This window comes from Candidatus Rhabdochlamydia sp. T3358, from assembly GCF_901000775.1.
Lineage (GTDB): Bacteria > Chlamydiota > Chlamydiia > Chlamydiales > Rhabdochlamydiaceae > Rhabdochlamydia.
In genome coordinates, this window is record NZ_CAAJGQ010000002.1 from 41,875 (window position 1) to 65,116 (window position 23,242).

The 23,242-nt window shown below is 35.8% G+C and carries 26 protein-coding genes; 4 read left to right on the forward strand and 22 right to left on the reverse strand.

Going from position 1 to position 23,242, the window contains the following annotated elements; all coding sequences use genetic code 11:
• Window positions 1-4: 4 nt before the first annotated feature.
• Genes RHTP_RS00765 through RHTP_RS08745 form a run of 4 tightly spaced genes read right to left on the reverse strand, consistent with a single transcriptional unit; the run spans window position 5 to window position 2,149 of the window.
• The gene (locus RHTP_RS00765) at window positions 5-1,321 is read right to left on the reverse strand and encodes a hemolysin family protein (RefSeq protein WP_138106142.1); all 1,317 of its coding nucleotides are present in this window, start codon (window positions 1,319-1,321) and stop codon (window positions 5-7) included.
• Between the two features lie 12 nt (window positions 1,322-1,333).
• Entirely contained in the window at window positions 1,334-1,789 is a 456-nt protein-coding gene (gene ybeY / locus RHTP_RS00770; RefSeq protein ID WP_256360121.1) for an rRNA maturation RNase YbeY, read from the reverse strand.
• A gap of 2 nt (window positions 1,790-1,791) precedes the next feature.
• Complete coding sequence (locus RHTP_RS00775) at window positions 1,792-1,953, reverse strand: small basic protein (protein ID WP_138106144.1); 162 nt, start codon at window positions 1,951-1,953, stop codon at window positions 1,792-1,794.
• Window positions 1,954-1,975: 22 nt separating this feature from the next.
• Window positions 1,976-2,149 carry a hypothetical protein gene (locus RHTP_RS08745; RefSeq protein ID WP_171005681.1) on the reverse strand — a complete coding sequence of 58 codons (174 nt, stop codon included), beginning with the start codon at window positions 2,147-2,149 and terminating at the stop codon, window positions 1,976-1,978.
• Window positions 2,150-2,428: 279 nt separating this feature from the next.
• Between RHTP_RS08745 and RHTP_RS00780 the strand changes: the two genes are divergently transcribed.
• Complete coding sequence (locus RHTP_RS00780) at window positions 2,429-3,346, forward strand: class I SAM-dependent methyltransferase (protein ID WP_171005682.1); 918 nt, start codon at window positions 2,429-2,431, stop codon at window positions 3,344-3,346.
• A gap of 32 nt (window positions 3,347-3,378) precedes the next feature.
• Here RHTP_RS00780 and RHTP_RS00785 read toward each other — a convergent pair whose 3' ends face one another.
• The 11 genes from RHTP_RS00785 to RHTP_RS00835 all read right to left on the reverse strand — a co-directional run bounded on the left by RHTP_RS00785 (window position 3,379) and on the right by RHTP_RS00835 (window position 12,117).
• Window positions 3,379-4,020 (reverse strand): DUF502 domain-containing protein, encoded by a 642-nt coding sequence (locus tag RHTP_RS00785; RefSeq protein WP_138106146.1) that lies wholly within the window; start codon window positions 4,018-4,020, stop codon window positions 3,379-3,381.
• Entirely contained in the window at window positions 4,017-4,667 is a 651-nt protein-coding gene (locus RHTP_RS00790) for a DUF502 domain-containing protein (protein WP_138106147.1), read from the reverse strand. The genes RHTP_RS00785 and RHTP_RS00790 overlap by 4 nt, the downstream gene beginning before the upstream one ends.
• Window positions 4,668-4,691: 24 nt before the next feature.
• Complete coding sequence (locus RHTP_RS00795) at window positions 4,692-5,282, reverse strand: DNA-3-methyladenine glycosylase (protein WP_138106148.1); 591 nt, start codon at window positions 5,280-5,282, stop codon at window positions 4,692-4,694.
• Window positions 5,279-7,432, reverse strand: a complete 2,154-nt coding sequence (gene rnr, locus RHTP_RS00800; protein WP_138106149.1) for a ribonuclease R — start codon at window positions 7,430-7,432, stop codon at window positions 5,279-5,281. The genes RHTP_RS00795 and rnr overlap by 4 nt, the downstream gene beginning before the upstream one ends.
• On the reverse strand, window positions 7,432-8,028 hold the full coding sequence (locus RHTP_RS00805; RefSeq protein WP_171005683.1) for an HAD family hydrolase: 597 nt from the start codon (window positions 8,026-8,028) through the stop codon (window positions 7,432-7,434). The genes rnr and RHTP_RS00805 overlap by 1 nt, the downstream gene beginning before the upstream one ends.
• Window positions 8,029-8,091: 63 nt before the next feature.
• Window positions 8,092-8,958: a bifunctional methylenetetrahydrofolate dehydrogenase/methenyltetrahydrofolate cyclohydrolase FolD gene (gene folD, locus RHTP_RS00810; RefSeq protein WP_138106151.1), complete on the reverse strand. Its 867-nt coding sequence runs from the start codon at window positions 8,956-8,958 to the stop codon at window positions 8,092-8,094.
• The gene (locus RHTP_RS00815) at window positions 8,945-9,754 is read right to left on the reverse strand and encodes an inositol monophosphatase family protein (protein WP_138106152.1); all 810 of its coding nucleotides are present in this window, start codon (window positions 9,752-9,754) and stop codon (window positions 8,945-8,947) included. Before RHTP_RS00815 ends, folD begins: the two co-directional genes overlap by 14 nt.
• A gap of 19 nt (window positions 9,755-9,773) precedes the next feature.
• Window positions 9,774-10,304: a hypothetical protein gene (locus tag RHTP_RS00820; protein ID WP_138106153.1), complete on the reverse strand. Its 531-nt coding sequence runs from the start codon at window positions 10,302-10,304 to the stop codon at window positions 9,774-9,776.
• 10 nt (window positions 10,305-10,314) lie between these two features.
• Window positions 10,315-10,995, reverse strand: coding sequence for a sugar transferase (locus RHTP_RS00825; RefSeq protein WP_138106154.1), 681 nt, complete (start codon window positions 10,993-10,995; stop codon window positions 10,315-10,317).
• A gap of 296 nt (window positions 10,996-11,291) precedes the next feature.
• Complete coding sequence (locus RHTP_RS00830) at window positions 11,292-11,807, reverse strand: transposase (protein WP_138106155.1); 516 nt, start codon at window positions 11,805-11,807, stop codon at window positions 11,292-11,294.
• A complete protein-coding gene (locus RHTP_RS00835) occupies window positions 11,764-12,117 on the reverse strand; it encodes a transposase (RefSeq protein WP_138106156.1) in 354 nt (117 codons plus the stop codon). The genes RHTP_RS00830 and RHTP_RS00835 overlap by 44 nt, the downstream gene beginning before the upstream one ends.
• 184 nt (window positions 12,118-12,301) lie before the next feature.
• On the opposite strand from RHTP_RS00835, the gene RHTP_RS09085 reads away from it, so the two are divergent.
• The gene (locus RHTP_RS09085; protein ID WP_350339683.1) at window positions 12,302-12,685 is read left to right on the forward strand and encodes a GNAT family N-acetyltransferase; all 384 of its coding nucleotides are present in this window, start codon (window positions 12,302-12,304) and stop codon (window positions 12,683-12,685) included.
• 227 nt (window positions 12,686-12,912) lie between these two features.
• Here RHTP_RS09085 and RHTP_RS00845 read toward each other — a convergent pair whose 3' ends face one another.
• The 7 genes from RHTP_RS00845 to tsaD form a co-directional block, all read right to left on the reverse strand.
• Window positions 12,913-13,755 (reverse strand): polyprenyl synthetase family protein, encoded by an 843-nt coding sequence (locus RHTP_RS00845; protein ID WP_138106157.1) that lies wholly within the window; start codon window positions 13,753-13,755, stop codon window positions 12,913-12,915.
• Window positions 13,718-15,121, reverse strand: a complete 1,404-nt coding sequence (locus RHTP_RS00850; protein WP_138106158.1) for a UDP-glucose dehydrogenase family protein — start codon at window positions 15,119-15,121, stop codon at window positions 13,718-13,720. The genes RHTP_RS00845 and RHTP_RS00850 overlap by 38 nt, the downstream gene beginning before the upstream one ends.
• A 17-nt stretch (window positions 15,122-15,138) precedes the next feature.
• Window positions 15,139-15,816, reverse strand: coding sequence for an ABC transporter ATP-binding protein (locus RHTP_RS00855; protein ID WP_138106159.1), 678 nt, complete (start codon window positions 15,814-15,816; stop codon window positions 15,139-15,141).
• Complete coding sequence (locus tag RHTP_RS00860; protein ID WP_138106160.1) at window positions 15,816-17,726, reverse strand: ABC transporter permease; 1,911 nt, start codon at window positions 17,724-17,726, stop codon at window positions 15,816-15,818. Before RHTP_RS00860 ends, RHTP_RS00855 begins: the two co-directional genes overlap by 1 nt.
• Window positions 17,727-17,749: 23 nt before the next feature.
• Window positions 17,750-17,908, reverse strand: coding sequence for a 50S ribosomal protein L33 (gene rpmG / locus RHTP_RS00865; protein ID WP_138106161.1), 159 nt, complete (start codon window positions 17,906-17,908; stop codon window positions 17,750-17,752).
• Window positions 17,909-18,005: 97 nt separating this feature from the next.
• Window positions 18,006-19,976, reverse strand: coding sequence for a hypothetical protein (locus RHTP_RS00870; RefSeq protein WP_138106162.1), 1,971 nt, complete (start codon window positions 19,974-19,976; stop codon window positions 18,006-18,008).
• Between the two features lie 109 nt (window positions 19,977-20,085).
• Window positions 20,086-21,114 (reverse strand): tRNA (adenosine(37)-N6)-threonylcarbamoyltransferase complex transferase subunit TsaD, encoded by a 1,029-nt coding sequence (tsaD, locus tag RHTP_RS00875; protein ID WP_138106163.1) that lies wholly within the window; start codon window positions 21,112-21,114, stop codon window positions 20,086-20,088.
• A 155-nt stretch (window positions 21,115-21,269) separates the two neighbouring features.
• Between tsaD and RHTP_RS00880 the strand changes: the two genes are divergently transcribed.
• Window positions 21,270-22,253, forward strand: a complete 984-nt coding sequence (locus tag RHTP_RS00880; protein ID WP_138106164.1) for a TauD/TfdA family dioxygenase — start codon at window positions 21,270-21,272, stop codon at window positions 22,251-22,253.
• Between the two features lie 76 nt (window positions 22,254-22,329).
• A complete protein-coding gene (locus RHTP_RS00885; RefSeq protein WP_138106165.1) occupies window positions 22,330-23,241 on the forward strand; it encodes a TerC/Alx family metal homeostasis membrane protein in 912 nt (303 codons plus the stop codon).
• Window position 23,242 lies beyond the last annotated feature (1 nt).

Genomic DNA, 23,242 nt, shown 5'->3' on the forward strand with positions numbered 1-23,242 from the left:
AAATTTAAGAACAATGAGTGATTTTGATCTTCTCGATAGAACGCTCAGTGGAACTTAAAATCTCTAGATCGAAGTTATCTTGATGTAAACGCCAGCCTTTGGAAGGGATAGCGCCTGCTCGATGCACTACAAAGCCTCCAATGGTATCGTACTCGGGGCTTTGAGGGATGCGTATGCCTAATTCTGCTTCAATATCGATAATAGACATCTTAGCACTAATAATCCACCCTTCTGCATTAGGTAGCACGGTGTAGAGACTTTCTGTACCTACATCGTATTCATCAGCAATTTCTCCTACTAACTCTTCTAAAATATCTTCAATGGTTACAATTCCTTCGGTTCCTCCCCATTCATCTACTACAATAGCAAGGTGGATTTGTTTACTGCGAAATTCTTGCAATAAATAAGCAATTTTTTTGGTTTCTGGTGTATAGAGAACAGGCTTGATGATTTTTTCTATAGAGGAGGAGAGCAGTTTAGTATCATTTTGATGTTCGATATGTACTTTTAGAATGTCTTTGTAGAGTAGAACTCCAACCATATTATCAACAGTGTCTTTATAAACAGGGATACGGCTAAAGTTTTCTGCAAGAAAAACTCTAGCTGCTTCTATTAGAGAGGTTGTTGAAGGTAAGCTTACCAGATTGACTCTAGGAACCATAACTTCTCTAACAATCCTTTCTTTAAAAGATACTATAGAGCCAATGAACTTTTGTTCATTGGCATCTAAGTAAGCTCCTAATTCCGTTTCTTGTAATAGTTCATGAATCTTGTCTTTAAGTCGAAAGCCAAGCGGGCTTTTTTTATCTGGAGAGAACTTAACAGAAAGTAGTTGTATCAATCTAAAAAAGGGGGCTGTTAAAGGAATGCAAAGAGATAAAATCAGAGAGCAGGGCGCCGCTAAGATGGATAATGTCTTTCTTGGTTTAAAGCGACCAAATAAACTAAAAAGACAGTCTGTTGTTAATGAAGTAAGAATGATTGCGCAGATAATAAAGGTAATCGCTTTTTGATCATAAATCATTTCTCCCGATAAATGATTGCAAAACATTTTTTGTTTTATAAGAAGAAAAAAAGCTGTTAAAACAAATCCAATGCGTAAAATATGCTTTGTAAAGCTTAAGGAAAAAAGAATCCCTTCCCACTTTTGTTTGCCAAAAAAGACCTGGAGAAAATAACGAAAAAATAAAGGCAGGTGCTTTTGTTTCAAATAATCTTCTACTTGCAGCTTTCCCATTTGTTGCAGAGCAACAGAAATAGCTGTTAAAGCACTAGACCCAATTAAGAATAAAAAAGTGATTACACCATAAAAAGTGGTCAAAATAGTGTTCCTTTAATTTGGTTCAAGTAACCCTCTTTGTCTCAAGTGTCTTAGACAAGCATTTTCTTTTCTTTTCATTTGAGCTCTTAAATCAGGTCTTTCATCTTCAAAACCAATTAAATGCAAAACGCCGTGAACTACATAACGACATAGTTCTTCAAAAGGATTTATATGATATTTTTCAGCATACTGCTTAGCAATTTTGGGGCAAATAAATATTTCACCCAAAAGATGGTACCCATTAGGTTTATACGGAATAGGATCTATAGGGAAAGTAATGCAATCTGTTGGGGTAGGGTCTTGAAAAAAAAGGGCATGTAACTGAGAAATTCTTTTTTCAGAGACAAATTGAATGCTTACCTCGTCTGTTTTGATTTGCAGCAATTCAAATAAAAAAAAGACCACCTTTTTCATTTTTAACTTAGAAAAGCGGAGGTCTTTCTGAGAATTTAAAAGTTTTATTTGCAAAACTAGAAAGAATTAGGTGTTTTAGGTAAGTTGGTTACTTTTATATTTTCTCCATCTTTCCATTTGCCAAGACGACGCAAAACGTCAACCCTTTCAAATCTTTTAAGGACATTGCGCTTTTTAGCGGATTTGCTTGATTTTCCATAGCTTGGGTGTCTAGACATAACTCTTTTTTGCCTTTTTAAATTATTTAATTTTAGGAATAAAAGCTCTTTGGGCTAACTCTGTATCAATTGCATTCGCATGCACTCTAAACCCTTCAGGGAGATTATCCTTTTTAGGGCCTGTTTTAGTCGAAGGGCGGCGAGGACGGCGAGGGGATATATTGCGAATTCTTTCTTGTTTGCTTAAACGGACCATAACATAAGCTCCTAAGTATCTTTTCTATGATGAGAAATTGTATGAATTTTTGACTAAAATAGCAAGTCTTCAGTTTATAGAAAGAAAAATTTAAATTTTTTCTTGCAGTTTAGCTCAAGAACAGGAGCTTTAAGGAAAAAAAGATCCCTGTAGTCACTAGAGGCCATTTAAGTTGCGTACTTAAAAAAAGTAACATTAATTTTTTTAATAAAGCTTTTAATTGGTAATAAATTTATCGATCTTTGTAAAATGCTTGAACATTTTTATACATGGATCATCATGAGTACAATAACAAATTATCTTTCTCAAGAAATCTCAATGTTTGGTTATAGCTTCACCCTAGGGGAAGCTTTAGTAACAGCAACAGCAACAACAACTGCATTAGCAGTAGTCACAACTTGTGTATTTAAAAAAATATGCAATTCTTTTCCTAAGCCATTGCCTCTATCTAAAGAAAAATTTTGGCAAATAGTAAAAACAGTACAAACAACTGCAGGGAAGGAAGAAGAGCCGGTTGTTATCCAGGGAAAGGAACTATTCCCTACCCTTAAAGAAGGCAAGTTAGAGATGTCCTTATCATGTAATGGCTTGTCAGGGTATGTAAAATCCTATTTAACTGAAAAGGGTACTGTTTTAGATCTTGGTTGCGGTATAGGCGCTAATTCTATTCCGCTTTACCAAAAGGGATGGAAAGTAACAGCTATTGATCAAGAAGCTGAAAGCATTAAGCGCTATGATGAAAGAGCTTTGAGGGCTTTATTTACATTTTCTAGAGAGACTTGTGAAACTTCCCCCCACGCTATTACTGGGGATATAACCACTTATGAGTATCCAGAAAATGTCGATGCAGTTATTTGTGTCGATGTCCTCCCATACATTTCTCCTGCAGATCTGAGAAAGACGCTAAAAAAGATCTTCAAAGCTCTTCGGCCTGGTGGAAAATTTGTAGGAACATTGTTTTTTCAGCCTAGATCAGAAAAAAGACCTGTTGCAGAATTTTTGGGCAAATTGGGCGCTCATTTTTACCCAGATAAAAACTTTGCAAGTGAGATAATCACTCGCTCTGGCTTTCAGATTAAACAGCAAAGAGTGCGAAAAGAAAAAGAGAGTATTCTTTCCTTTGCATGGTTAGATGCTTTAACTGGTAGGGATTCTTCTGCTTGCTTAGAATTTCTAGCTATAAAACCTTCTCCTTAAATAAAACATGGTTAAACTTAAAATCATTCACCTTATGTATGCTTTTGCATAGGGTGAATAACCCCACAGGAGATTAAAAATTTAAAAGCATCCTCTACCGATACTTCAACAGGATAGCTTAAAGATTTAGGTGTTAAAAGGATAAAACCAGACATGGGATGAGGGGCTGTAGGAACGAATACGGCAATTTCTATAGCAGAGGCTAGTTTAGTAAAGATTTCTGGCAGCGCTTCACTAGTTACAAAGCCAAGGGCAAATACGTCTTTGTGCGGAAAAGGGACGAGTACTGTTTGTTTAAATGTCTTTTCTTTCCCAGAAAAGACTACTTTTGTTAAATCGTGGCTGATTTTATAAATTTTTTTTACAAACGGCAGGCGAGAGAAAAGACGATCGGTAAGATGTAAAAATGAGCGGAGGAAAAATTTTCTACTGAAAAAGCCGAGAATAAAAATGATAACAATCCAGAAGAGCAATGCAAATACACGGCTTAAAACTTTGACAAGCACTTCGTGATTAGTTAAAGAGAAGAAAGGCATTTGTGGGTGGTACATTAAAATATCTTGAATAACTCCAATGAGAGGAGTAGTAACTAGCTCTACCAACCAAATAACAATGATGCAGGTTAATACAAGGGGTAGAAGAGCGATGACTCCAGCAAAAAAATATTTTCTCATAAAGGAGCACTTGGTTTCACGGGTGGAACAATGACACCACAGGAAACAATATATTTAATAGCATCTTCTGGTCGCATGTCAATACATAGAAGCTGTTCTCGAGGGTACATTAAAAGAAATCCCGTTGTGGGATTGGGCGTAGTTGGAATCAATACAGAAACTAGATCCTGGTTTGTAGAATGAGAGCACACTTCAGGAGAGTCTCGAGAAACAAGCCCAATTACATATACGCCTTCTCTGGGAAAGGGCACCATTACAACTTGTTTAAAAGAGTTCTTGTCCTTAGAAAAAAGTGTTTTAATGATATCTTGGGTGGTTTTATATACGGTATTTACAATAGGAATTCGATGAATGATTTTGTCACCTAGTCGAAATAGTGAGTTAATTACAAACCAACGAGTAATTGCTCCTAGTAAAACAGTAATAATGAATAATAGGATAAGAATGACTATCTGGCTGGTATAACGGACAAGGTGTTCTGAGGATAAAAAAAGAAAGTTTCGATTCAATAGGTTCATTTTTGATAAAACAGCAGAAACCACGCCAATAAAGGGCTGTGTAAGAAAATTGATTAAAAATAGTAAAACAGCAATAGTTACAGCAAGAGGAAGTAAGATAACAAGGCCTGTAAGAAAGTATTTTTTCATTGCTCCTCTTCGTTTTTTATGATTCTAACAATATAGTTTTTCAAGTTTAAAACGCCAAGGTAAAAGCGCATCTTGACCAGCATAGTCAACTCCAATACGAGGACCTTGGTAAATTTGAGATTGGCCTATTAACACGTCACTGTTTGCGATCCAGACACAAGGAGAGTTAAGAGGGATTGCATTGTGAGTAAGATCGATTCCTAAAGCTTGGCATACACTGCCTGGACCGCTAGTTAATTTAGGATTTAAAGAATTTTTCTTACGCCTTTTTAACATAGTCTCAATGCCAAAAGTGGGAAAAATTGCACGGATTAATACAGCATGAGGAACACCTTCTATATGGGTAACCACATTTAAAAGGTAGTGGATTCCATAGCACAGATAAATGTAGGCGATCCCTCCATTTTGATACATTGCATGATTGCGTTTGGTTTTGCGGTAGTTATAGGCATGACAGGCTCTATCTTCTGCACCTTTATAAGCCTCTGTTTCTATAATTATGCCACCGGTAATCTGATTGTTCATTTGGGTTAATAAAAGCTTTCCTAATAGCTCGCGTGCTATTTGTACTACATCTTCGCGTTGGTAAAAAGAAGTAGGAAGTACAAAGCTCATCGATTTCTCTTACGTTTTTTTGAGTTTTGATCTTGCTTAAGCAACCAACGGCTTTCTAAGAAAATAAGATCAATACGTGCTATTTGTACGGATACTTTTTCTCCTAATCTATGTACATGCCCTGTAAAACGCCCTTTTAAGCTGGAGTATCTCTCATCAAAAATAAAATAGTCGTCTTCAAGCTCAGAGATATGCAAAAATCCTTCTAACATTAATTCTGTAAGCTCAAAATATAATCCAAAAGGCTTAATTTTGGTTACTATTGCTGCATGGTATCGAAGAGGATCTTTTAGAAATTCCTTTTCCAGTAAGCGAAGCTTTTTCAAGGTAACAACGCTACTTTCTGCTCGGAAACTAATTCTCTCTTGTTCGGAGCAATGGGTGGCTATTTCTTTTAGATCAAGCTCTTTTGGTTCCTCATTAAAGAGCAGTCTTTGAATGATTAGATCGCTGTAGCGCCGAATAGGACTTGTAAAATGGCAATAGTGTTCTAAACAAAGACCAAAGTGCCCTAGGTTTTCTGTAGAGTACTGAGCTAATTTCATGCTACGAATAAATGCTATAGAGAGCTGGGATAAAAATGGGCTTTCTTGAGCTTGCTGAAATAGTTCTGGTATATCTTTAAAAGTACTATTACTAGGTACATTTAACCCAAATGTGCGCGCCAATTCAAAAAATTCTCTGATATTTTCTGGATTAGGTTCTTCATGTACACGATAAATGAGTTGCTTGCCTCTATTAGTTAGTTCCAAGGCAACAAGCTCATTAGCTTTAAGCATAAATTCTTCAACTAATTGATGCGTAATATCATATTCAATTTTCTTTACTCCTAAGGGCAAGCCATTTTCATCAATAACCAAAGAAATTTCTGGCAAGGAAAAATCAATGCTTCCTCTTTCTCGACGCTGTTTTTTCAGTAGTAGACATAACTCTACCATTAGCTGTAGAGTAGGAGCGTGAATATTTTTTTTCTTACCGTCTAAAACTTCTTTAGCCTCAAAATAACTAAAGCGTTTTGCGCTTTTGATATAAGAGCGTACGATTTCAAAATGTAAGATTTTTCCCTCTTGATCCATCTTTATTAATACAGATACAGTCAAACGGTTTACATTAGCTTTTAAGCTACAGAGTTGATTGGATAACTCTTCTGGTAGCATGGGAACACAAGTGCCCGGGAAGTAGGTAGAATTAGCCCTTAAGAGAGCTTCTTGATCTAAAGCAGAATTTGGTTTTACATAGTGAGCTACATCTGCAATATGGACCCCAAGGTGAAAATGTCCTTTTTCACCCTTGGTTAAAGAAAGGGCATCATCAAAATCTTTTGCAGTGTCGGGATCTATAGTAAAGCAAGTAAGCTCTGTTAAATCTCTCCTATTTTTAAGGTCAGAAGATCGTACCTTGTTTCCAAAACCTTTCGCTTCTACAGTTACATTTTCAGGAAAATCAGAGCGTAGGTTAAATTCAAGAGTTGTTGCTCTAACATCGCAAGAAGGATCTATGATATTGCCAATAATTTGGGATACTGTGCAAATAGTGGGTTTTTCTTTAGAACCCCATTCATCAACATGTAGAATAACCCTGTCGCCTATTTTACAAGAAATAGAGGGAGAAGAGCGAATGATAATAGGTTTATTGTTTCCTAATAAAGGTACATGAGCCGCGAGTTCTCTAGTGGAATGGACAGCATAAATTGTCCCAGCTAATTGAGTGTGAGATCTTTTTAAGATAGAAAGGATTTTCCCTTCAGGCCCTTTTTCTGAAGAGGAATTTGCATTTACTGCTACTTCTACTAGATCAGCATCGATAGCAGACTCTGTATAATTTTTAGGAATGAAAATATCTTGCGGCCATTTTGCACGCTCATCGGGAATAACAAATCCAAATCCTTTAGGATGTAGCCTAAGAGTTCCAGTTAAGGTTTGTTCCTGGCCTTGTTTTATAGGATACAATTTCTTTTTTCTCAAACAGATCTGATTACTTTTTATTAAATCATGAATGACTAACTGAAATGTAGAGGAAGAAGAAGGAGATAGGTGGATTTTTGCAAATAATTCCTCAACGGTTATAGGCTGATAAGAACTTTTATGAATACATTCTAGAATGAGCTTTGCGCATCTTTCAGAGGTAAGGCCCTTTTTTCTTTTTACCATTACAGGATTCCTCTTTGGATTAAGTGGTGATGAAGTATCTCTGGTTTTAAATAGATCTCTGAATCAATGTTTAAAGAACGTGCTGCTTGTACAAAGGCAGGGACATCATCGACATAAAAACACTCTTTATGGGAACAATTTCCTATTTCAAGAGCCTTTTGGTAGATTTCTCTCTCTGGTTTGCGAGCTCCAACTTCATAAGATAGAATAAAGCCATCAAATAGTTGTAGGAAAGCAAAATGCTTTTGAGCAAAGCTAAAGTGAGCATCGCACGTATTAGATAAAAGAAAGAGTTTTACTCCTCGAGCTTTCATTTTTTTCAGTAGAGCAATTACGGGAAGGTTAGGTTGAAAAATATTGCTTAATGCATGAGTAAAATCGGTAAAGGAAATAGATTTTCCTCCTAACTCTAATAAATCGGAATAAAGAGTTTGTGTGGTTATAGAACCCCTTTCATAATCATCAAGATATTTTTGAAGCAAAAAAGAGGTTTCTTCTAAGCTCAAATTACAGCAAGTAGCAACTTGTTGCTTCATTTTATGATGATCGAAGAATAAAAGCACGTTACCTAAATCAAAAAAAACTGTATATTTCATCGTGTATTTCATGTGATAAAAGTGTATTTAAGACATATACCAATTAAAGAAAAAATCAAATAATCATTTTATCTTTCTCTGGTAGCTTAAGAGGGTATTACTAAGGAGCATAGAAATTGTCATGGGACCTACACCTCCTGGAACGGGAGTAATATAAGAACAATTAGGGGCTACTTCATCAAAAGCAACATCTCCTACAATCTGTTTTTCTCCTTGATTATTTATAATATGGTTAACCCCTACATCAATTACCGCTGCTTGAGGTTTAACCATATTTTTTTTAATGAAAGCTGGTTTGCCAATAGCTGCAATTAAAATATCCGCTTGTCTGCAAATCTCTTCTAGCTTCTCAGAAAAACTATGTACTAAAGTAACTGTAGCATTGCAATGTGGAGCTTTTTGCATTAAAAGCGCTGCTAAAGGCTTTCCAACTATATTACTTCTTCCTACGATAACAACGTGTTTACCTAGTAAAGGAATCTGAGATTGCGTTAATAATACATGAATGCCGTGAGGTGTGCAAGGAATAAACCCATCTCTTTCTCCAAGTAATAGCTTACCCATGTTAAAGGGATTAAATCCATCTACATCTTTTTCAGGGTTAATCGTTTGCGTAATTAGAAAAGGATTTATATGCTCTGGTAAAGGCAATTGTACCAAAATACCATCTACTGCAGGATCTAGGTTTAAACGTTTAATTTCTAAAATGACTTGCGCCTCAGAAACATAAGAGGGGAGTTCAACATCAAAAGAGATAATACCTACTTCGCTGCAGCGTTTTTTTTTCATGCGAATATAGCTATGAGAAGCAGGATTGTCCCCTACACGCACGAAAGCTAATCCAGGCGAACGGTTTTGCAGTTTGGCAATAGCGGATTTAATTCTGTCTTGAATTGTTTTTGCAATAGCTACGCCGTCAATGAGTTTCATGTTTCCCTTTATTTAAATAGTCAATCATAATTGGATGTAGATGTTTATTTGTTGCTAAAAGGTTGTGATATCCAAAAATTTGATGTTCTGTTCCATCGTAATGGGTTACCATTCCTCCTGCTTCTTTTACTAGAAGCATTCCTGCTGCCATATCCCAGCTATTAAGACCTACTTCCCAAAATCCATCAAAACGTCCTGCAGCTACGTATGCTAAATCAATAGCGGCAGAGCCTAATCTACGAATAGGTGTTCCTGTTCTTAAGACTTTAGAGAAACTTTCTATACAATGTAGAGGATCTTTATGTACATCATAAGGAAACCCTGTTGATAGGAGGGCTTGATTCATTTGTGATACCGAAGAAATACTTAGTAATCGACCGTTAAGAAAAGCTCCTTGTTGTTTTTGAGCAACAAATAACTCTCTTGTCATAGGTTGATATACAACACCACAGATTATTTCTTTATGAATAGCTACGGCAATACTAATCGAAAAGAGCGGGATTTCATGTGCAAAATTTACAGTCCCATCTAGAGGATCAATAATCCAAGTGGCTTGGCTCTCTTGTTGCATATAAGAGCCACTCTCTTCTGCAATAATTGAATGCGTAGGATATCGGCTTTTAATGGCTGTAATTATGAGATTCTCAGAGGCTCTATCATACTCTGTTACTAGGTTTTGTTTACCGGGCTTTGAACCAATGATAAATTGAGAGCCGAAACCTTTTTTTAAAACATCACCAGCTAAAAGAGCTATTTCTATAGCAAAAGTGACCCATTCTTTAATGATTTTGGACATAAAATCTCTTAAGTTTATTTTAGTCTTTGTAAGAAGAATCACGACCAATCATAGCTTTCCAATTCATTTTTCTTGAATAGATAAACAATATAACAGGGAGGTATATCCATAAAAAGACAGCAAGCGCATCACAAATAGGCAGTAGCATAAAATCGATAAAAATTAACTTCCAAGATAAATTACACTCTAGTTGAGTTGCACAGTAAAAAATCCACTGAAATATAGTCATGGATGCACTAATTAACCCTGTTAGCAAACAAATCGAATGTAGCTTTTCTTCAAAAAAGTGTTTTTTTTGTCGATGCAATAAAAGAGTTGTTAAGCAAGTATTTAGTGCATAGAAACCAAAACGCAAATCAGAGTTTATCAGATCTAATAACAAACCGCATCCTAAAGTAATCCAAAGAGAAGCAGCTAAGGAAGCACGTAGGTAAAGAAGAGCAAAAAAAGCAGTAAAGGGAATTAAATGTATCTGGGGATAAACTGCTGTGCTAAATAGTGTGCATAACAAAGTAACTAAGAATACATATAGAAGAGGAATAGAAGCCATGAAGGGATTATTAAAATGCTCCTTTAGAGGCAATCATTTCAGGAATGGTTTTCACAATTAATTGCATGTCAAGTAGGAAAGAGCGAGTTTGAACATAGCTTAAATCTAATTTAATTCTCTTTTCAAAACTCAAAGCGCTTCGTCCTGAGGTTTGCCATATGCCTGTAAGTCCTGGTTTAACAGAAAATAGAACATCAATACTGCTTCCAATTAGCTCTTTAATTCTCTTTTCCTCGCGAGGTAAATAGGGCCTTGGCCCAACAATGCTTAAATCTCCCTTTAACACATTCCAAAATTGAGGAAGTTCATCAAGCGAGGTTTTACGGATCAATCTACCTAGGTATGTTAACCTTGGATCATTTTTTAGTTTAAAAAATTTTTGCCACTCTCTGTTTAACTCAGGCTGCTGTTTAAGCAAATGCTGTAAACGAGAATCTGCATCACAATACATAGAACGAAACTTCCAAAATTTAAATAAACGACCTTTGTGTCCCAGCCTTAAGCTACAGTAAAAAACAGGCCCTTTTGAAGAGAGCTTAATCAAAAATGCAATTGCTATAAAAAACGGAAGGCCCAAAAGTAAAGCAGCTAAGCTGAACAGAATATCAAAGACACGCTTTCTCTTTTTGAAAGGAATAATTTCTAAAGGAGCTGCCAAAGTTGGATCTGATGAGATTCGATCTAAAGTCATTATTTACTCTTAATGAACCAATATTGATTTATATTATTAAATATATAAGAAATTATTGTCAAATCTAGTGATCTTAACAATTTTTAGCCCATCCGATTTTACAATAAACAGTTTTTCTAAATTGCATTTTTCCATGCAGATTCTTATTAAGAATAGTATGTTTTTTAAATTATTAGTTTTTTTAATAGAAGTGTTCTATTATTTAATAATCAATTAACTTTATTAATAATAATAAAAAGAAAGATGAGATGACAACAATATGTAGATTCAGTGAATGAACCTATCTTGAATTAAATTTACTGTTTTAAAGATACTTGCCGACTTAAGAAATTCATCCAATAGCCAAGTAGTCCAAACATTAATAGACCATTCCAATATACTGCCTTTCTTTCCCAGCGCACTGTAAGGCGACGAAAGCCTGTCTTTAACCAAGAAATCGTTCTCTCAACGACCCAACGTTGCTTTTCAAGGTAGCAAATACCTTTTATCTTATATCCCTTGGTGTTTCTTTTCCGTGCTATCAGAGGAAAAACCTTATAGGAAAGGACATCGATACGTGTTTGCTCTGAGTCATAACCTTTATCTGCTTCAAGTATGGGTGCTTTTCCCTGATTCCATACTTTTTTAATGAAGGGAACAACTTTACTAAGCAGAGGAATCACTTGTTCTTTCTCATCTCTGGATGCTGATGTAGAAGTAATTGCAAGAGGCCTTCCTGATTTTTTCACCAGTAAATGCGATGTCACGCCTTTACCTTTGTACCCATAATCAACAAGCTCTCCTCCTCCGCGTCCTCTGGAAAAAAAAACCATCTACTGAGAGTCTCTGGGCATCAATACATCCTAGCTGTTCTGCAATCTTAAGAAGCTCTTCTAAAAATTGATCTAAAAACCCAGCGGATTGCATTCTTCCAAGCCACGCATGTGCTGTTGAAGGATGAGAAAATTCCTTGTTTCTAGGTGCATCTTTCCAAGGAGCTCCTGTACGGAGCACCCAGAAAATAGTATTTACTACAGGCCTCCATGGCGCTAATTTTCTTCCATAATGATTGCGATTTACCCATTTTTCCATTTGGGGTTCGAGTATTTTAAACTGTTCTTCATTTAATCCTTGCTTGCTCATGTCATCTGTCTTTGGTTAAAAAATAAAAAGATCATGCATCATAGCGAAAATTAATATTCAATTCAAGATAGGTTCATTAAATGAACCAGATCAAGTAGAAGCACTTAACACTATTGAAAAGATCAATAAAAAAACTAGCACTGATCCATTAGGAAGAACCTCATGGGAGAATTATACTGAGATTATTAAAGATAGAACAAAAACCTGTCCAAATGCAAAAAATACACTTTTTCTAGCTCGGAAAATAAATCGCTTTGTAGGCTATGCAGCTTTCTATACCCCAGCTGATGATCTTTGGGCTACCAATGACCTTAAAACAAAAGAGGCTTATTGTTCATGGATTGCAGTAGACCCAGAGCATCAATGTCAAGGAATCGCTACGGATTTACAATCTAAAATTTTTGACTCTGGTGAGATTATTTCTGTTAAAGGTCATGTTAAAAAAACCAACAAGAAAAACATAGGTGCAATAAAGAAGTTTAATAAAAAAGGATATGAAGTATCTATTGAAGAGTCTTCAAAAACTCAATATGTTTATACCATATCTAAAAAGTTTCATAGGTGGTAATAGCCTTAAAAGATGCAGTTGTACATGCAGCACAAGCGATCTATAACCATGTCTTAAATCTAGCCCAGGGTTTATGACTATGCTTTAAAACCATTAGGACAATTTATAGGCCAGGTTGTTGGAGCTGCCATTGAATATACAGGTCATGTGTTTACGGCAGTTGCAGGTGCAGGAAATGCAGTAGTAAATTCCACATATGAAACCTATTTATGGCTTACTGGTAGAGGTTAGATTGAGCGATGAATCATCTTATGTAAAAGCTCTTGAATTAAGGGCGCTGGACAGCTTAATTGGTCAAGCTGCTCTAGTGCTTCTTTAAGCAGATTTTCTGCGAGTTGCTTAGCTTGGATTTTACCTAAAAGAGTAACGGCTGTGGTTTTATTTTCTTCTTCTATATCGAGTAAATCATCAACTATTTGAAATCCAAGTCCAATTTTTTGCCCACACTTGTATAAAAGTTGCATATCTTGATCGGAAGCATTGCCAAGGATCCCACCAGCTTCAAGAGCAGCAGAAATCAAAGATGCTGTTTTCCCGTGATGCATTTGTTGTAATATCGACCAGGAAATGTTTTTTCTCTCTATTAAGAGATCGATTACTTGCCCTCCAATTAACCCATCTGCACCAGACCTTTTTGCAAAGAGTTGAACTAAGTTAAGCTTTTGCTCAGCAGAATAAGAGGGAAGAGAGGAGAGGATTTCAAAGGCATAGGTAAGTAGATAGTCTCCTGTGATCAAGGCCTGCCACTCTGGATATGCTTTATGCAATGAGGGCTTTCCTCTACGCATGTCATCATTGTCAACACAGGGCAAATCATCATGAATAAGAGAATAGGTGTGTATGAATTCAATAGCGCAAGCAGGCTGGATAGTTTCAGAAAGGGGAACTGTGAAAGTAGATGCTGTTGCTATTAATAATAGAGGGCGCAACCGCTTAGCAGGAGCTAAAAGAGAATAACGTGCAGAAGAAAACAGAGGCGCATATGCTGTAGTTAACTTAGGCGTAACTAGTCTTTCTAGAGCTTCTTCAAGCTCAGTTTGTGCTTGAGATAGGAATGATATTTTGCTCATTTATTTTCTGAGTGTTTAGTTGCTCATGGGAGTAATTTATTGGTATGCCAATTCCAAAATAAGCAAAACCTAATTTTTCCATTTCTTTTGGTTGATATTGATTGCGGCCATCAAAAAAAGCTAGGTGGCGCAAAAAAGGAATGATTTTAGTAAAATCAATGTAACGAAACTGTCGCCATTCTGTAGCGAGCACAATGGCATCAGCTCCTTGCGCAGTTTCATATTCATCTTTGCAAAAAGTGACTTGATGACAATCTCCTAAACGCTCACGCATAGTTGGCATAGCTACAGGATCAAATAAACGTAAATGAGCTCCTTGTGATAGTAAGATTTCAATGAGAGAAAGTGCAGGGGATTCGCGAATGTCATCTGTATGAGGTTTAAAAGAAAGCCCCCAAATTGCAATTGTTTTATTAAAAACCCCGTTAAACTGATTAAAGTAACGACAGATTTTATCTGCAAGCACCTTTTTTTGCTGTATATTCACATTTTCGGTGGCCCGCATTAATGATAAATCTAAATCATATGTTTCTGCTGTAGCACAAAGAGCCCTGATATCTTTTGGAAAGCAGGAGCCCCCATAACCCATACCAGCATATAAAAAATGGTAACCAATTCTTTGATCTGCGCCAATGGCTATCCGTATGTCATTAATGCTAGCGCCTGTCTTTTCACATAAACTAGAGAGTTCGTTCATAAAAGAGATTCGCAAAGCAAGCATAGCATTTGCTGCATATTTTGCTAGTTCTGCAGAAGAAGGCGCCATAATTAAGATTCGATCGTGGTTAATAGTAAAAGCAGAGTAAATCTCACGCATGATTTTAGCGCTGTCGAGATTGTCTACTCCAATAATAATACGATCGGGCTTCATGCAGTCATTGATTGCATTGCCCTCTTTTAAAAACTCAGGATTAGAAACGACATCAAAACAGAGAAATTTATTTTTTTCTTTAAGAATTTGCGCAATATGTTGCTTAACCAAAGAGGCAGTACCTACAGGTACGGTTGATTTATTGACAATGAGGAGTTGGTGTTTCATGTGCTGGGCTATAGAAGAAGCGGCGGAAAAAACATAAGAAAGATCGCAGCTACCATCTGCTTTAGAAGGGGTTGCTACTGCAATAAAGCAAACTTGAGAGATTGCAGTAGCTAGCTGATAATCTGTAGTAAAGCTTAATCTGCAATCTTCTACATTGCGCTCAATCAATTCTTTTAGACCAGGTTCATAAATAGGGATTATGCCTTTTTGTAAATTTTGAATTTTTTGCTTATTAATATCTAAGCAAATGACATGATGTCCCATTTCAGCAAAGCAAGCTGCTGTTACCAGCCCAACATACCCAGCACCAATAATTGCAATATCCATATTTTCTTATAATCTTTTTATAAATTTATTGTATTTGTAACTTCAGATAAAAAGCCATCTTTTAAAATGAGTATTCGATCACATAAATGAGCTGCTTTTAGATCGTGCGTTACAATAATTATACTTTTCCCCTGTTCTTTAACTAGGCGCAGAAGTAGATCATAAACCATTTCTGCATGAAAAGAGTCAAGGCTTCCAGTTGGTTCATCTGCTAAAATAAGGTCGGGATTGTTACATAAAGCACGCGCAATGGCAAGTCTTTGCTTTTCTCCGCCAGAGAGAACTTTAACAGGCAGATAAGCGTGTTCTTGCAATCCAACAGCAGCTAATAAATGTAAACCAAGTTCTTGTTTATTAAAACGTACACGTGCAATTTTTGCTGGCATAATCACATTGTCAATTACGCTATAGTTTTCTAAAAGATAATGAGATTGAAAGACAAATCCAAGCTTTTTTTTACGTATGGCATAACAATTTGTCTCTTTTATATTCATGCCATTGATGATTAGTTCTCCCTCAGATAGCGTATCTAACGTACCTAAAATATGCAGTAGCGTGCTTTTTCCTGTTCCAGATTTCCCTACAATTGCCAAAGACTCTTGATGATTAATAGTTAAATCAATTCCTTTTAGTAATTCTGTTTTATAGGGAGAAGAAAATGACTTCTTTATATTTTTAGCTATTAAAATAGCCATTATTCAGACCTCAAAATAGCGCTTACATTTAGGTAGCATGTTTTTATAGCAGGGGCAAGAGCTGCAAACAAAGATAAAATAGGAGTTGCGATAAGTACAAATTGGATAGCTTGAGAACTAAATTCAGAAGGGATTGTTTGTCCAAAAAAAACAGGATTTAACAAGGCTTGCCCTTGCAAAAAGCTTAAAGCAGAAATAACAAGATCTAGGTGTTTTAATGTAAATATCCCAGCGGCAATTCCAATGCAGCTACTCATTAACCCCATGATCATCCCGCAGAAGCCAAAGATGAAAAGAATGCTTTTTTTGCTAGCTCCCATAGCTAATAAAATACCGATTTCCTTTTTTTTATTATCAACTAAAATTACAAGTTGCGAAATGATATTGCAACAAGCTATCATTAAGATAATAACTCCCACTAAAGTAAATAAATAACGATCGCTTGCAAACTGCTGCAGCATATCTTTTGCAAAATCATATTCTGTAAAAGGGGTTACTTTCCAATAAGCAGCTATTCCTTCTTTTTCTAACTGTTTTTCTAATTCCTTTTTAACGAAATCTGTATCTGCAAGATTAGCAACCCAAATACATACTCCATTTGATTCTGTTTTATTTAAGTGAAAAGAGGTATTAGAAGCATTAATTGTTTGCGTGATGCAAGGAGGAACTAAGATGCTTTTATAGCCAGAAAATAAAGGTCCTGGATCATAAAATCCGGCTACAAAAATAGGTAAGCGTTGTTCTTGAACAGCACTCATGCTTAGGCTCGAATAAGATAAATAGCCGCAATCTGCTACTTTTACCCCTTGGTCTTGAAAACTTTTAGCTAAAAATATGCCGTTTTCTTTACTTAAGCTAACAGAAGGTTTCCGCCAGTTGCCTTCTGTAACTTCCAATCCCTCACCAGATACCCTGCCTTGCAATAGGTGATTTGTAAAGGGAATTTCAATAGTAAAATACAGATCTTTTAAGGTTTTTGCTTGTGGTAAAACTTCTGTTTTTACTACGCGAAGCAAATGAGATTGCTCTAGAAAAATAGGTTTGTTTGTCAAATAGGAAGATTGGTTTTTGTCTGTAAAGAAGATTCCCTCTTGCGTTTTTTTTATCATTCCTTTTTGGAAATCAGGGAGGGCCTCTTCATTTTCCGTTAGTAGAATAAAAGAGTCTGAAATAGATGCCTGTACTGGCAAAGGTACCCCTTCAGGAATCATGGCTATCGGAACTCCCCAACCGTATTTTGGCTTAAGAGACTCAATAGTAATTATGTTCAGGACATTATTGATTTGAGATTGAGAGAATAAACGAGTGAGCTCATCGGTTTTTAAAGGAATAATTAATGTATCTAAGAAAGGATTTTTATCGGGAAAAGAACTCAAGTAGGAAGCTTGGGTTAGATAACTCTGAGTGGCCTGTTCTTTTGGATTTTTCCTAATCATTTGCAAGCGTAGCATGGCTCCGCTTAATTCAAAATCCTGATAGGTGATCTTATGCGTATTTTCTAGTCTTGCCAAAATAGCATAGAGCTCTTTAGCTAAATCTTTTGTTTGCTCCTTTGCTTTGATGTGAAAAGGGAGTTCTTGATCATAATTTTCGTCATAGGGGTCTGTCTTTAAGGAAAAAACTTTTTCCCTAATTGTTTTATGCCGATATTGTGATTTATGAGCTAAGGCGTCTACTTGATAATAGTAAGAAGAAAAATATTCATCGGTAGGTGTGATCCTTATAGCGGAGTGAACTGTTGTTAACTTTTTTTTCCAATTATTTTCAATGCCATCGGTTACCGACAAGAAAACTACAATCAACCAAACGACTAGAGAAAGAACTAAAATGGATAAAACGGAAATAAGCGCAGATGATAGATGCTTTTTACGGGGTATTAAGTATTTGAAAGCAATTTTTAGCTCAAACATTAATACCCATAGATTAAAAAAAATTACTTTGCTTGTTTAAAAATGACGTGCTTTCTAAGTGTCTTATCGTATTTTTTTAGTTCTTTACGCCCTGTGGAAGTACGCTTATTTATAGTAGTCCAATAACATTCACTACTTTCTGTGCTTTTCATTTTGATTGTTTCACGAGCTGATTTAGCCATACCATACCTCTTTTTTTAACAGCTCATTTTAAAACAAGAGCTTATTAATCAACAAGAAAAATAGGTAGAGATCCTCTTGTAGATTAAGCTTAAAAAGTTATAGAGCAAGAGTTATTCCAAGGCCAGCTGTTTTTAAGTAAGAAAAAGAAGGTGGTTCAGTATTATTAGACCGTGGTGATAGGTCTGCTAAACCGTTTATAATAAGGCCTTGTAACAGAAGCTCTAGTATTAAAGTCTGATCTACTTTTTTATGATAAGAATAGCTATTCCATAACATACGGATAACAGGAGGAGCATTTTTAAAGCTTATGAACAAGTTAGCTTGCATATCTACCCCAGAAGATTTTTTCAACAGATCCAGTATGAGATTGTTTAAAGGTAGTGCTCTTCCTGTTTTCTTAAAAAAAACGTCTCTTAAGAATTGATTTTTCAGCTCTTCTACCTCTGGGTCTAGTCTATTTAACTTGTGCTGTATCTTGAGTAAAAGCTCTTGCATATCATCTTGTTGTAAAATGGTAAGATATTCTTTTGAGATATTTAAGATTCGTAGTATCTGTTGTTCCACTGGTTGAGCTAAAAGCTGATTGATCACAGGATAAAGTATAGGGATAAATACCTCTAAAGCAGTAGATATTAATTGAGATGGGTTAATGCTATTGGAGGCATTTAATGCTATATTAGATATCTCTGAAGCAGTAGAGGGTGTATTTGAAGAATTACTACGATCTATGCTCTCTAATGAAGAATGTAATTGTGAAGAAGATGATATTATGGAAGAAAATCTAGTTCTGTGAAGGGTTTCTTTCAATGCTGTCTGACTGAGTTTATTTGAGGAATGAGTGATTATGTAGTCTGTAACGAAAGAAACAACTGGTTTTAAGAGTTGTTTTTCTAATTCTCCATTCAAAATATTAATAGTTGATCGCTTAAGTTGCTGACAGCTTTCTTGGATTGAGGCTTGATTATACACCAAAGAGGATACAAGAAGAGGAAGAGCAAAAGAGACAACTGCAGAACTCTCTATAGAATTTAAATGCTGCTCAGTAGCTTTTGAAGCAGCTGTTGCGGGAACAATTTTGTGAAAATAGTCTTTAAAGGGTTCATCGGTTTTAAAAAGTAGCATTCCTGCATATGCACAAGTGATTTCAAAAAACGTTTTTAGGATTTCTTGCGCCGCCTCTTCAACTTGCTCTTGGTAATACAGACCAATAGCTGACATTCCTGATATAGCAGATAACTGTAGTAGTGTCTTTTGAGCATTAGATGACACAAAGTAATTGCTAGATGTTACGACTAAAATAGAGGAACTGCCTACGGTCACTGAGATTTTTTTTAATGTAGCCATTAAAGAGCTGCTGGCTAAAGTAAGGGGATTGTATGATTCAGGAATGCTGTTTAGTAGGTCATTGAAAATAGGGGCTAATAGTGAAGGAGTATAGCCACCAAGCACTTCTCCTGTGTTTTCCTCAACAGCTGAGAGTATTGTATCAGTGTTTTCTTCTATGGCATGCAATTCTTCCTGGGTTACATCTTCTGTACTTATAGAGTGATGTAGTGTTACTAATGCATGTACCTCATCGCAACAAGATATAGCTTCTGCAATTTTCTCTCGATCAGGGCTGTCTAAGCTATTTAATAATTCTTCTTTAAGCTCTTCAAGAGCTTGTAATCCCGGGATTTTTTGCCAAGGTACATATCTTGTATTTAGTTGCTCGCAATAATTAGAAAGTTTTTTAAGCTTTACTAAAAGCTGATTCTCCACGGAGGCTATTCGCCCAGCTCTTCTAGAAAGAAGATAGCAACTTTTTTGATAAATACATGCCATGCCTGTCAAATTTGACATGTATCTTGTAGAGAACAAAACAGCAGAAATGAGCGAACTCCTGGGATGGCGCAAGATAGGGTAGACTACGTTAATGGTATTTTGCAGCTGATTATCACAAGTGTTTAAAAAATGAACTGCTCCTTCTTTTAGATAACCAACACCCTGAGCGTAGGGGGCTACCGCGTTAAGAGCTAAGCCTGGGGCTTGATCTAGATTACGATGAAGATGTGTTAGTAGGCTCATAGTATTTTTATTGGTTATAGTTAATAAATTAAGGCTTTTTATTATACTATTTTACCATTTAACTGTTTAGATTTAATTAATTTAAGTATTAATAAAAATCTTTAGCTAATTATAATTTTTTCCAAAGAGGGATGCGAATCATAGGCTCAAGAGATAAATCATCTGCTTGGTTCAAAAGAAAATGATGATAGCCTAAGCCTGCAATCATGGCAGCGTTGTCCACTGTGAGCTCTTTAGAAGGAAAAAAGAGGGGAAAAGCACAGTTCTTTTCGTGAAAAATATCTCTAAACCTTTGATTATTAGTAACTCCCCCTCCGCATACAATAGCTTTGCAATGAAAAGCATCTGCTGCTTGTATAGCTTTTTGCACAACATCATTAAGCGCTGTTTCTTGAAAAGAGGCGGCTACATCTTTTTTTTGAGCCTCAGAGATAATTAAGGGAGAGGTTTTTGCAGGGTTTTGCCCTTTGATGGCATAAAGCACGCTTGTTTTAAGCCCAGAGAAGGAAAAATCCCAAGGAGATCCTTTAATACGGCAAGGTTTAAAAGGGAAAGCTTTGGAGTTGCCTGTTTTGGCTAAAGCCTCAATAGAGGGTCCTCCAGGATAAGGAAGGGAAAGCATTTGAGCTACTTTATCAAAGGCCTCTCCGATAGCATCATCTTGGGTTGTTCCTATAAACCGATAAGAACCAATAGCTTCAATTTTTACCATAAAAGTATGTCCACCTGAAATGACAAGTCCTAAGCTAGGAAAAGGTGGGGGGAAATTAGGAGGCATCATAGCAGCATATAGATGAGCTTCTACATGGTTTACTCCTATAAAAGGCACTTTCCAAGCAAGAGAAAGCGCTTTAGCGGAATTAAGACCAATAAGTAGAGCGCCAATCAACCCGGGACCTTTAGTAACAGCAATTCCATCAAGAGAGGAAGGTTGCAGTTTTGCTAGGGTTAGAGCTTGCTCGATAACAGGAATCATTACATCTACATGCCGGCGGCAAGCAAGCTCTGGGAATACACCACCATAGGGCTTATGTAACTCTATTTGTGAGTAGATGACATTAGCTAAAATTTCAGTCCCATTACGCACGATAGCGCAAGCTGTTTCATCGCAACTGGTTTCTATTCCTAAGACTAGCATGCGATTAAATATAGCAAAACAAGGAGTATTTTTGCATAACCTAAAATTTCTTTAAACAAACTTAAAATTTTATTTAGACAAAAAACATGTAATCATTATTATTTTTTGACATAGCTAAAAATTTTTTAGCTTTAACCGAAAAATAGGAACGATATATGAACGTATTCAATGCACAGCGCAAATTCTTAAAAGCGACTTTAACCGCTCTATTGCTAAGTAACTTTTTATCCGCGCAAGTAATAAATGATTTAGAAAAATTTACTATAGAAGCATCAGAAGGAAAAAAAAGTATTTATGACTTTTCTACAGACGAAATTTATGAACGATTAAAAGAACAGGGGATTGTCTTATTACGAGGATTTGATGTATCTACTCGTGATTTTCTCACATTCTCCAATCAATTTCCTGATACTTTTTTACCTTATCAAGGTGGATCCGTTAGGCCTAATGTAGATGGAGATCCAACTGCCATTATCATTACCGAAAAAGATGGGAATCATTCCGTTTATTTTCATGGCGAGCAGTACTATCAAAAGATTCGAGCTACAACTTTTTGGATGTACGCTTTTGTTCCCCCAGTAGCAGATGGAGCTACTCTGCTTTGTGATGGTAGAGAACTTTATACAAGATTACCGGAAGAAATTAAGCAACTATTTATGGATAAAAAAATTAAATACTCTAGATGCTTCCCTCTTGCACAGTGGCAAAAAATCTATCAAGTTACTTCTGAGGAAGAGTTAGAGCCGATTTTAAACAAGCAATTGATTAACTACTTTATTGATGAAGAGTCTAATCTTCATACAACCTATATAACAGAAGCAATTCAACAGGAAAAATGGGGAAATTCCCCCATCTTTATCAATAATGCCTTGGAAATTTTAGAAGATATGCAAGAAATGCATCCTAAACATAATTTGGAAAAAACCAAAGAGACTATTTGTGTAACTTTTGAGGATGATACAGAGATTCCAAGGGAAGTAATAGAGCAGATTCAACAAATTATTGCGGAAATTAAAATGGCTGTTAGGTGGCAAAAGAAAGATATTTTAATTTTTGACAATACACGTATTTTACATGCACGAGAAGGATTTCCAGAAGGAAGCCCTCGAGAATTGGTTTCTCGTTTATCTATTCACTAGAGATTTTTTCCTTTCAAGAAAGACCGTTGACGGTCTTTCTTGATTAGAATCTTTTTTCCAGCTTATTCTCTATAATATGGGATTATCACTTTGGTTTTGGGTTGCTTTTCATGTTTTGATTATAGGATGCTTATTCCTAGACCTAAAGGTATTCCAACGATATTTGCGTATTACAGAGCTTAAAACAGCTTGGATAATAACTAGCTTTTGGATCTTGTTGGCTTTAATTTTCAATCTAGGAATCTATTTTTGGCAAGGCTCTGAGGTAGCACTACAGTTCTTTTCAGGTTATTTAATTGAAAAATCCTTAAGCATTGATAATTTATTTGTTTTTTTACTGATTTTTCAAGCTTTTCAAATTCCTAAAAAGCAGCAGAAAAAAGTTCTGTTTTGGGGGATATTAGGGGCTTTATTTTTTCGGATTGGATTCATTTTATTAGGCGCAAAACTGGTGCATTCACTTGATTGGGTGCTTTATATCTTTGCAGTTATTTTAATATTTACCGCATATAAGCTCATCAGAAAAAAGGCAGTTTTTGATGTGCATCGCTCTTTTATTCTAAAAGCACTTAAAAAAGTTTTTCCTATTTATAAAAAGAAGAATGTAGATTTTTTTGTGATAAAAGAGAGAGGCAAGTGGAAAATTACTACTCTTTTTTTAGCTTTATTGGTCATAGAGAGCTCTGATATTCTCTTTGCTATAGATTCTATTCCTGCTATTTTTGCTATAACTACAGATCCTTTTATTGTATATACCTCTAATATCTTTGCCATTTTAGGTTTACGTTCTTTATATTTTGCTCTGTATCAATCGATAGAAAAGTTGCACTACTTGCGCTTTGGGCTAGCGGGGGTGCTATTTTTCATAGCATTAAAAATTCTTCTTGCTCCTGCTTTCTCTATTCCTATTAGCCTTTCTTTGATTATTATCTTGCTTATTTTATCTTTTACAGTTATATTTTCTTTTTTTTTCAAAAAGAAACATTAAC

Bases quoted from the DNA above. Each gene is read 5' to 3' on its own strand.
- RHTP_RS00775 (WP_138106144.1), bottom strand. From the start codon at position 1,953: ATGTCTAGACACCCAAGCTATGGAAAATCAAGCAAATCCGCTAAAAAG.
- RHTP_RS08745 (WP_171005681.1), bottom strand. From the start codon at position 2,149: ATGGTCCGTTTAAGCAAACAAGAAAGAATTCGCAATATATCCCCTCGC.
- RHTP_RS00780 (WP_171005682.1), top strand. From the start codon at position 2,429: ATGAGTACAATAACAAATTATCTTTCTCAAGAAATCTCAATGTTTGGT.
- RHTP_RS00785 (WP_138106146.1), bottom strand. From the start codon at position 4,020: ATGAGAAAATATTTTTTTGCTGGAGTCATCGCTCTTCTACCCCTTGTA.
- RHTP_RS00790 (WP_138106147.1), bottom strand. From the start codon at position 4,667: ATGAAAAAATACTTTCTTACAGGCCTTGTTATCTTACTTCCTCTTGCT.
- RHTP_RS00795 (WP_138106148.1), bottom strand. From the start codon at position 5,282: ATGAGCTTTGTACTTCCTACTTCTTTTTACCAACGCGAAGATGTAGTA.
- rnr (WP_138106149.1), bottom strand. From the start codon at position 7,432: ATGGTAAAAAGAAAAAAGGGCCTTACCTCTGAAAGATGCGCAAAGCTC.
- RHTP_RS00805 (WP_171005683.1), bottom strand. From the start codon at position 8,028: ATGAAATATACAGTTTTTTTTGATTTAGGTAACGTGCTTTTATTCTTC.
- folD (WP_138106151.1), bottom strand. From the start codon at position 8,958: ATGAAACTCATTGACGGCGTAGCTATTGCAAAAACAATTCAAGACAGA.
- RHTP_RS00815 (WP_138106152.1), bottom strand. From the start codon at position 9,754: ATGTCCAAAATCATTAAAGAATGGGTCACTTTTGCTATAGAAATAGCT.
- RHTP_RS00820 (WP_138106153.1), bottom strand. From the start codon at position 10,304: ATGGCTTCTATTCCTCTTCTATATGTATTCTTAGTTACTTTGTTATGC.
- RHTP_RS00825 (WP_138106154.1), bottom strand. From the start codon at position 10,995: ATGACTTTAGATCGAATCTCATCAGATCCAACTTTGGCAGCTCCTTTA.
- RHTP_RS00830 (WP_138106155.1), bottom strand. From the start codon at position 11,807: ATGGTTTTTTTTTCCAGAGGACGCGGAGGAGGAGAGCTTGTTGATTAT.
- RHTP_RS00835 (WP_138106156.1), bottom strand. From the start codon at position 12,117: ATGAGCAAGCAAGGATTAAATGAAGAACAGTTTAAAATACTCGAACCC.
- RHTP_RS00845 (WP_138106157.1), bottom strand. From the start codon at position 13,755: ATGAGCAAAATATCATTCCTATCTCAAGCACAAACTGAGCTTGAAGAA.
- RHTP_RS00850 (WP_138106158.1), bottom strand. From the start codon at position 15,121: ATGGATATTGCAATTATTGGTGCTGGGTATGTTGGGCTGGTAACAGCA.
- RHTP_RS00855 (WP_138106159.1), bottom strand. From the start codon at position 15,816: ATGGCTATTTTAATAGCTAAAAATATAAAGAAGTCATTTTCTTCTCCC.
- RHTP_RS00860 (WP_138106160.1), bottom strand. From the start codon at position 17,726: ATGTTTGAGCTAAAAATTGCTTTCAAATACTTAATACCCCGTAAAAAG.
- rpmG (WP_138106161.1), bottom strand. From the start codon at position 17,908: ATGGCTAAATCAGCTCGTGAAACAATCAAAATGAAAAGCACAGAAAGT.
- RHTP_RS00870 (WP_138106162.1), bottom strand. From the start codon at position 19,976: ATGAGCCTACTAACACATCTTCATCGTAATCTAGATCAAGCCCCAGGC.
- tsaD (WP_138106163.1), bottom strand. From the start codon at position 21,114: ATGCTAGTCTTAGGAATAGAAACCAGTTGCGATGAAACAGCTTGCGCT.
- RHTP_RS00880 (WP_138106164.1), top strand. From the start codon at position 21,270: ATGAACGTATTCAATGCACAGCGCAAATTCTTAAAAGCGACTTTAACC.
- RHTP_RS00885 (WP_138106165.1), top strand. From the start codon at position 22,330: ATGGGATTATCACTTTGGTTTTGGGTTGCTTTTCATGTTTTGATTATA.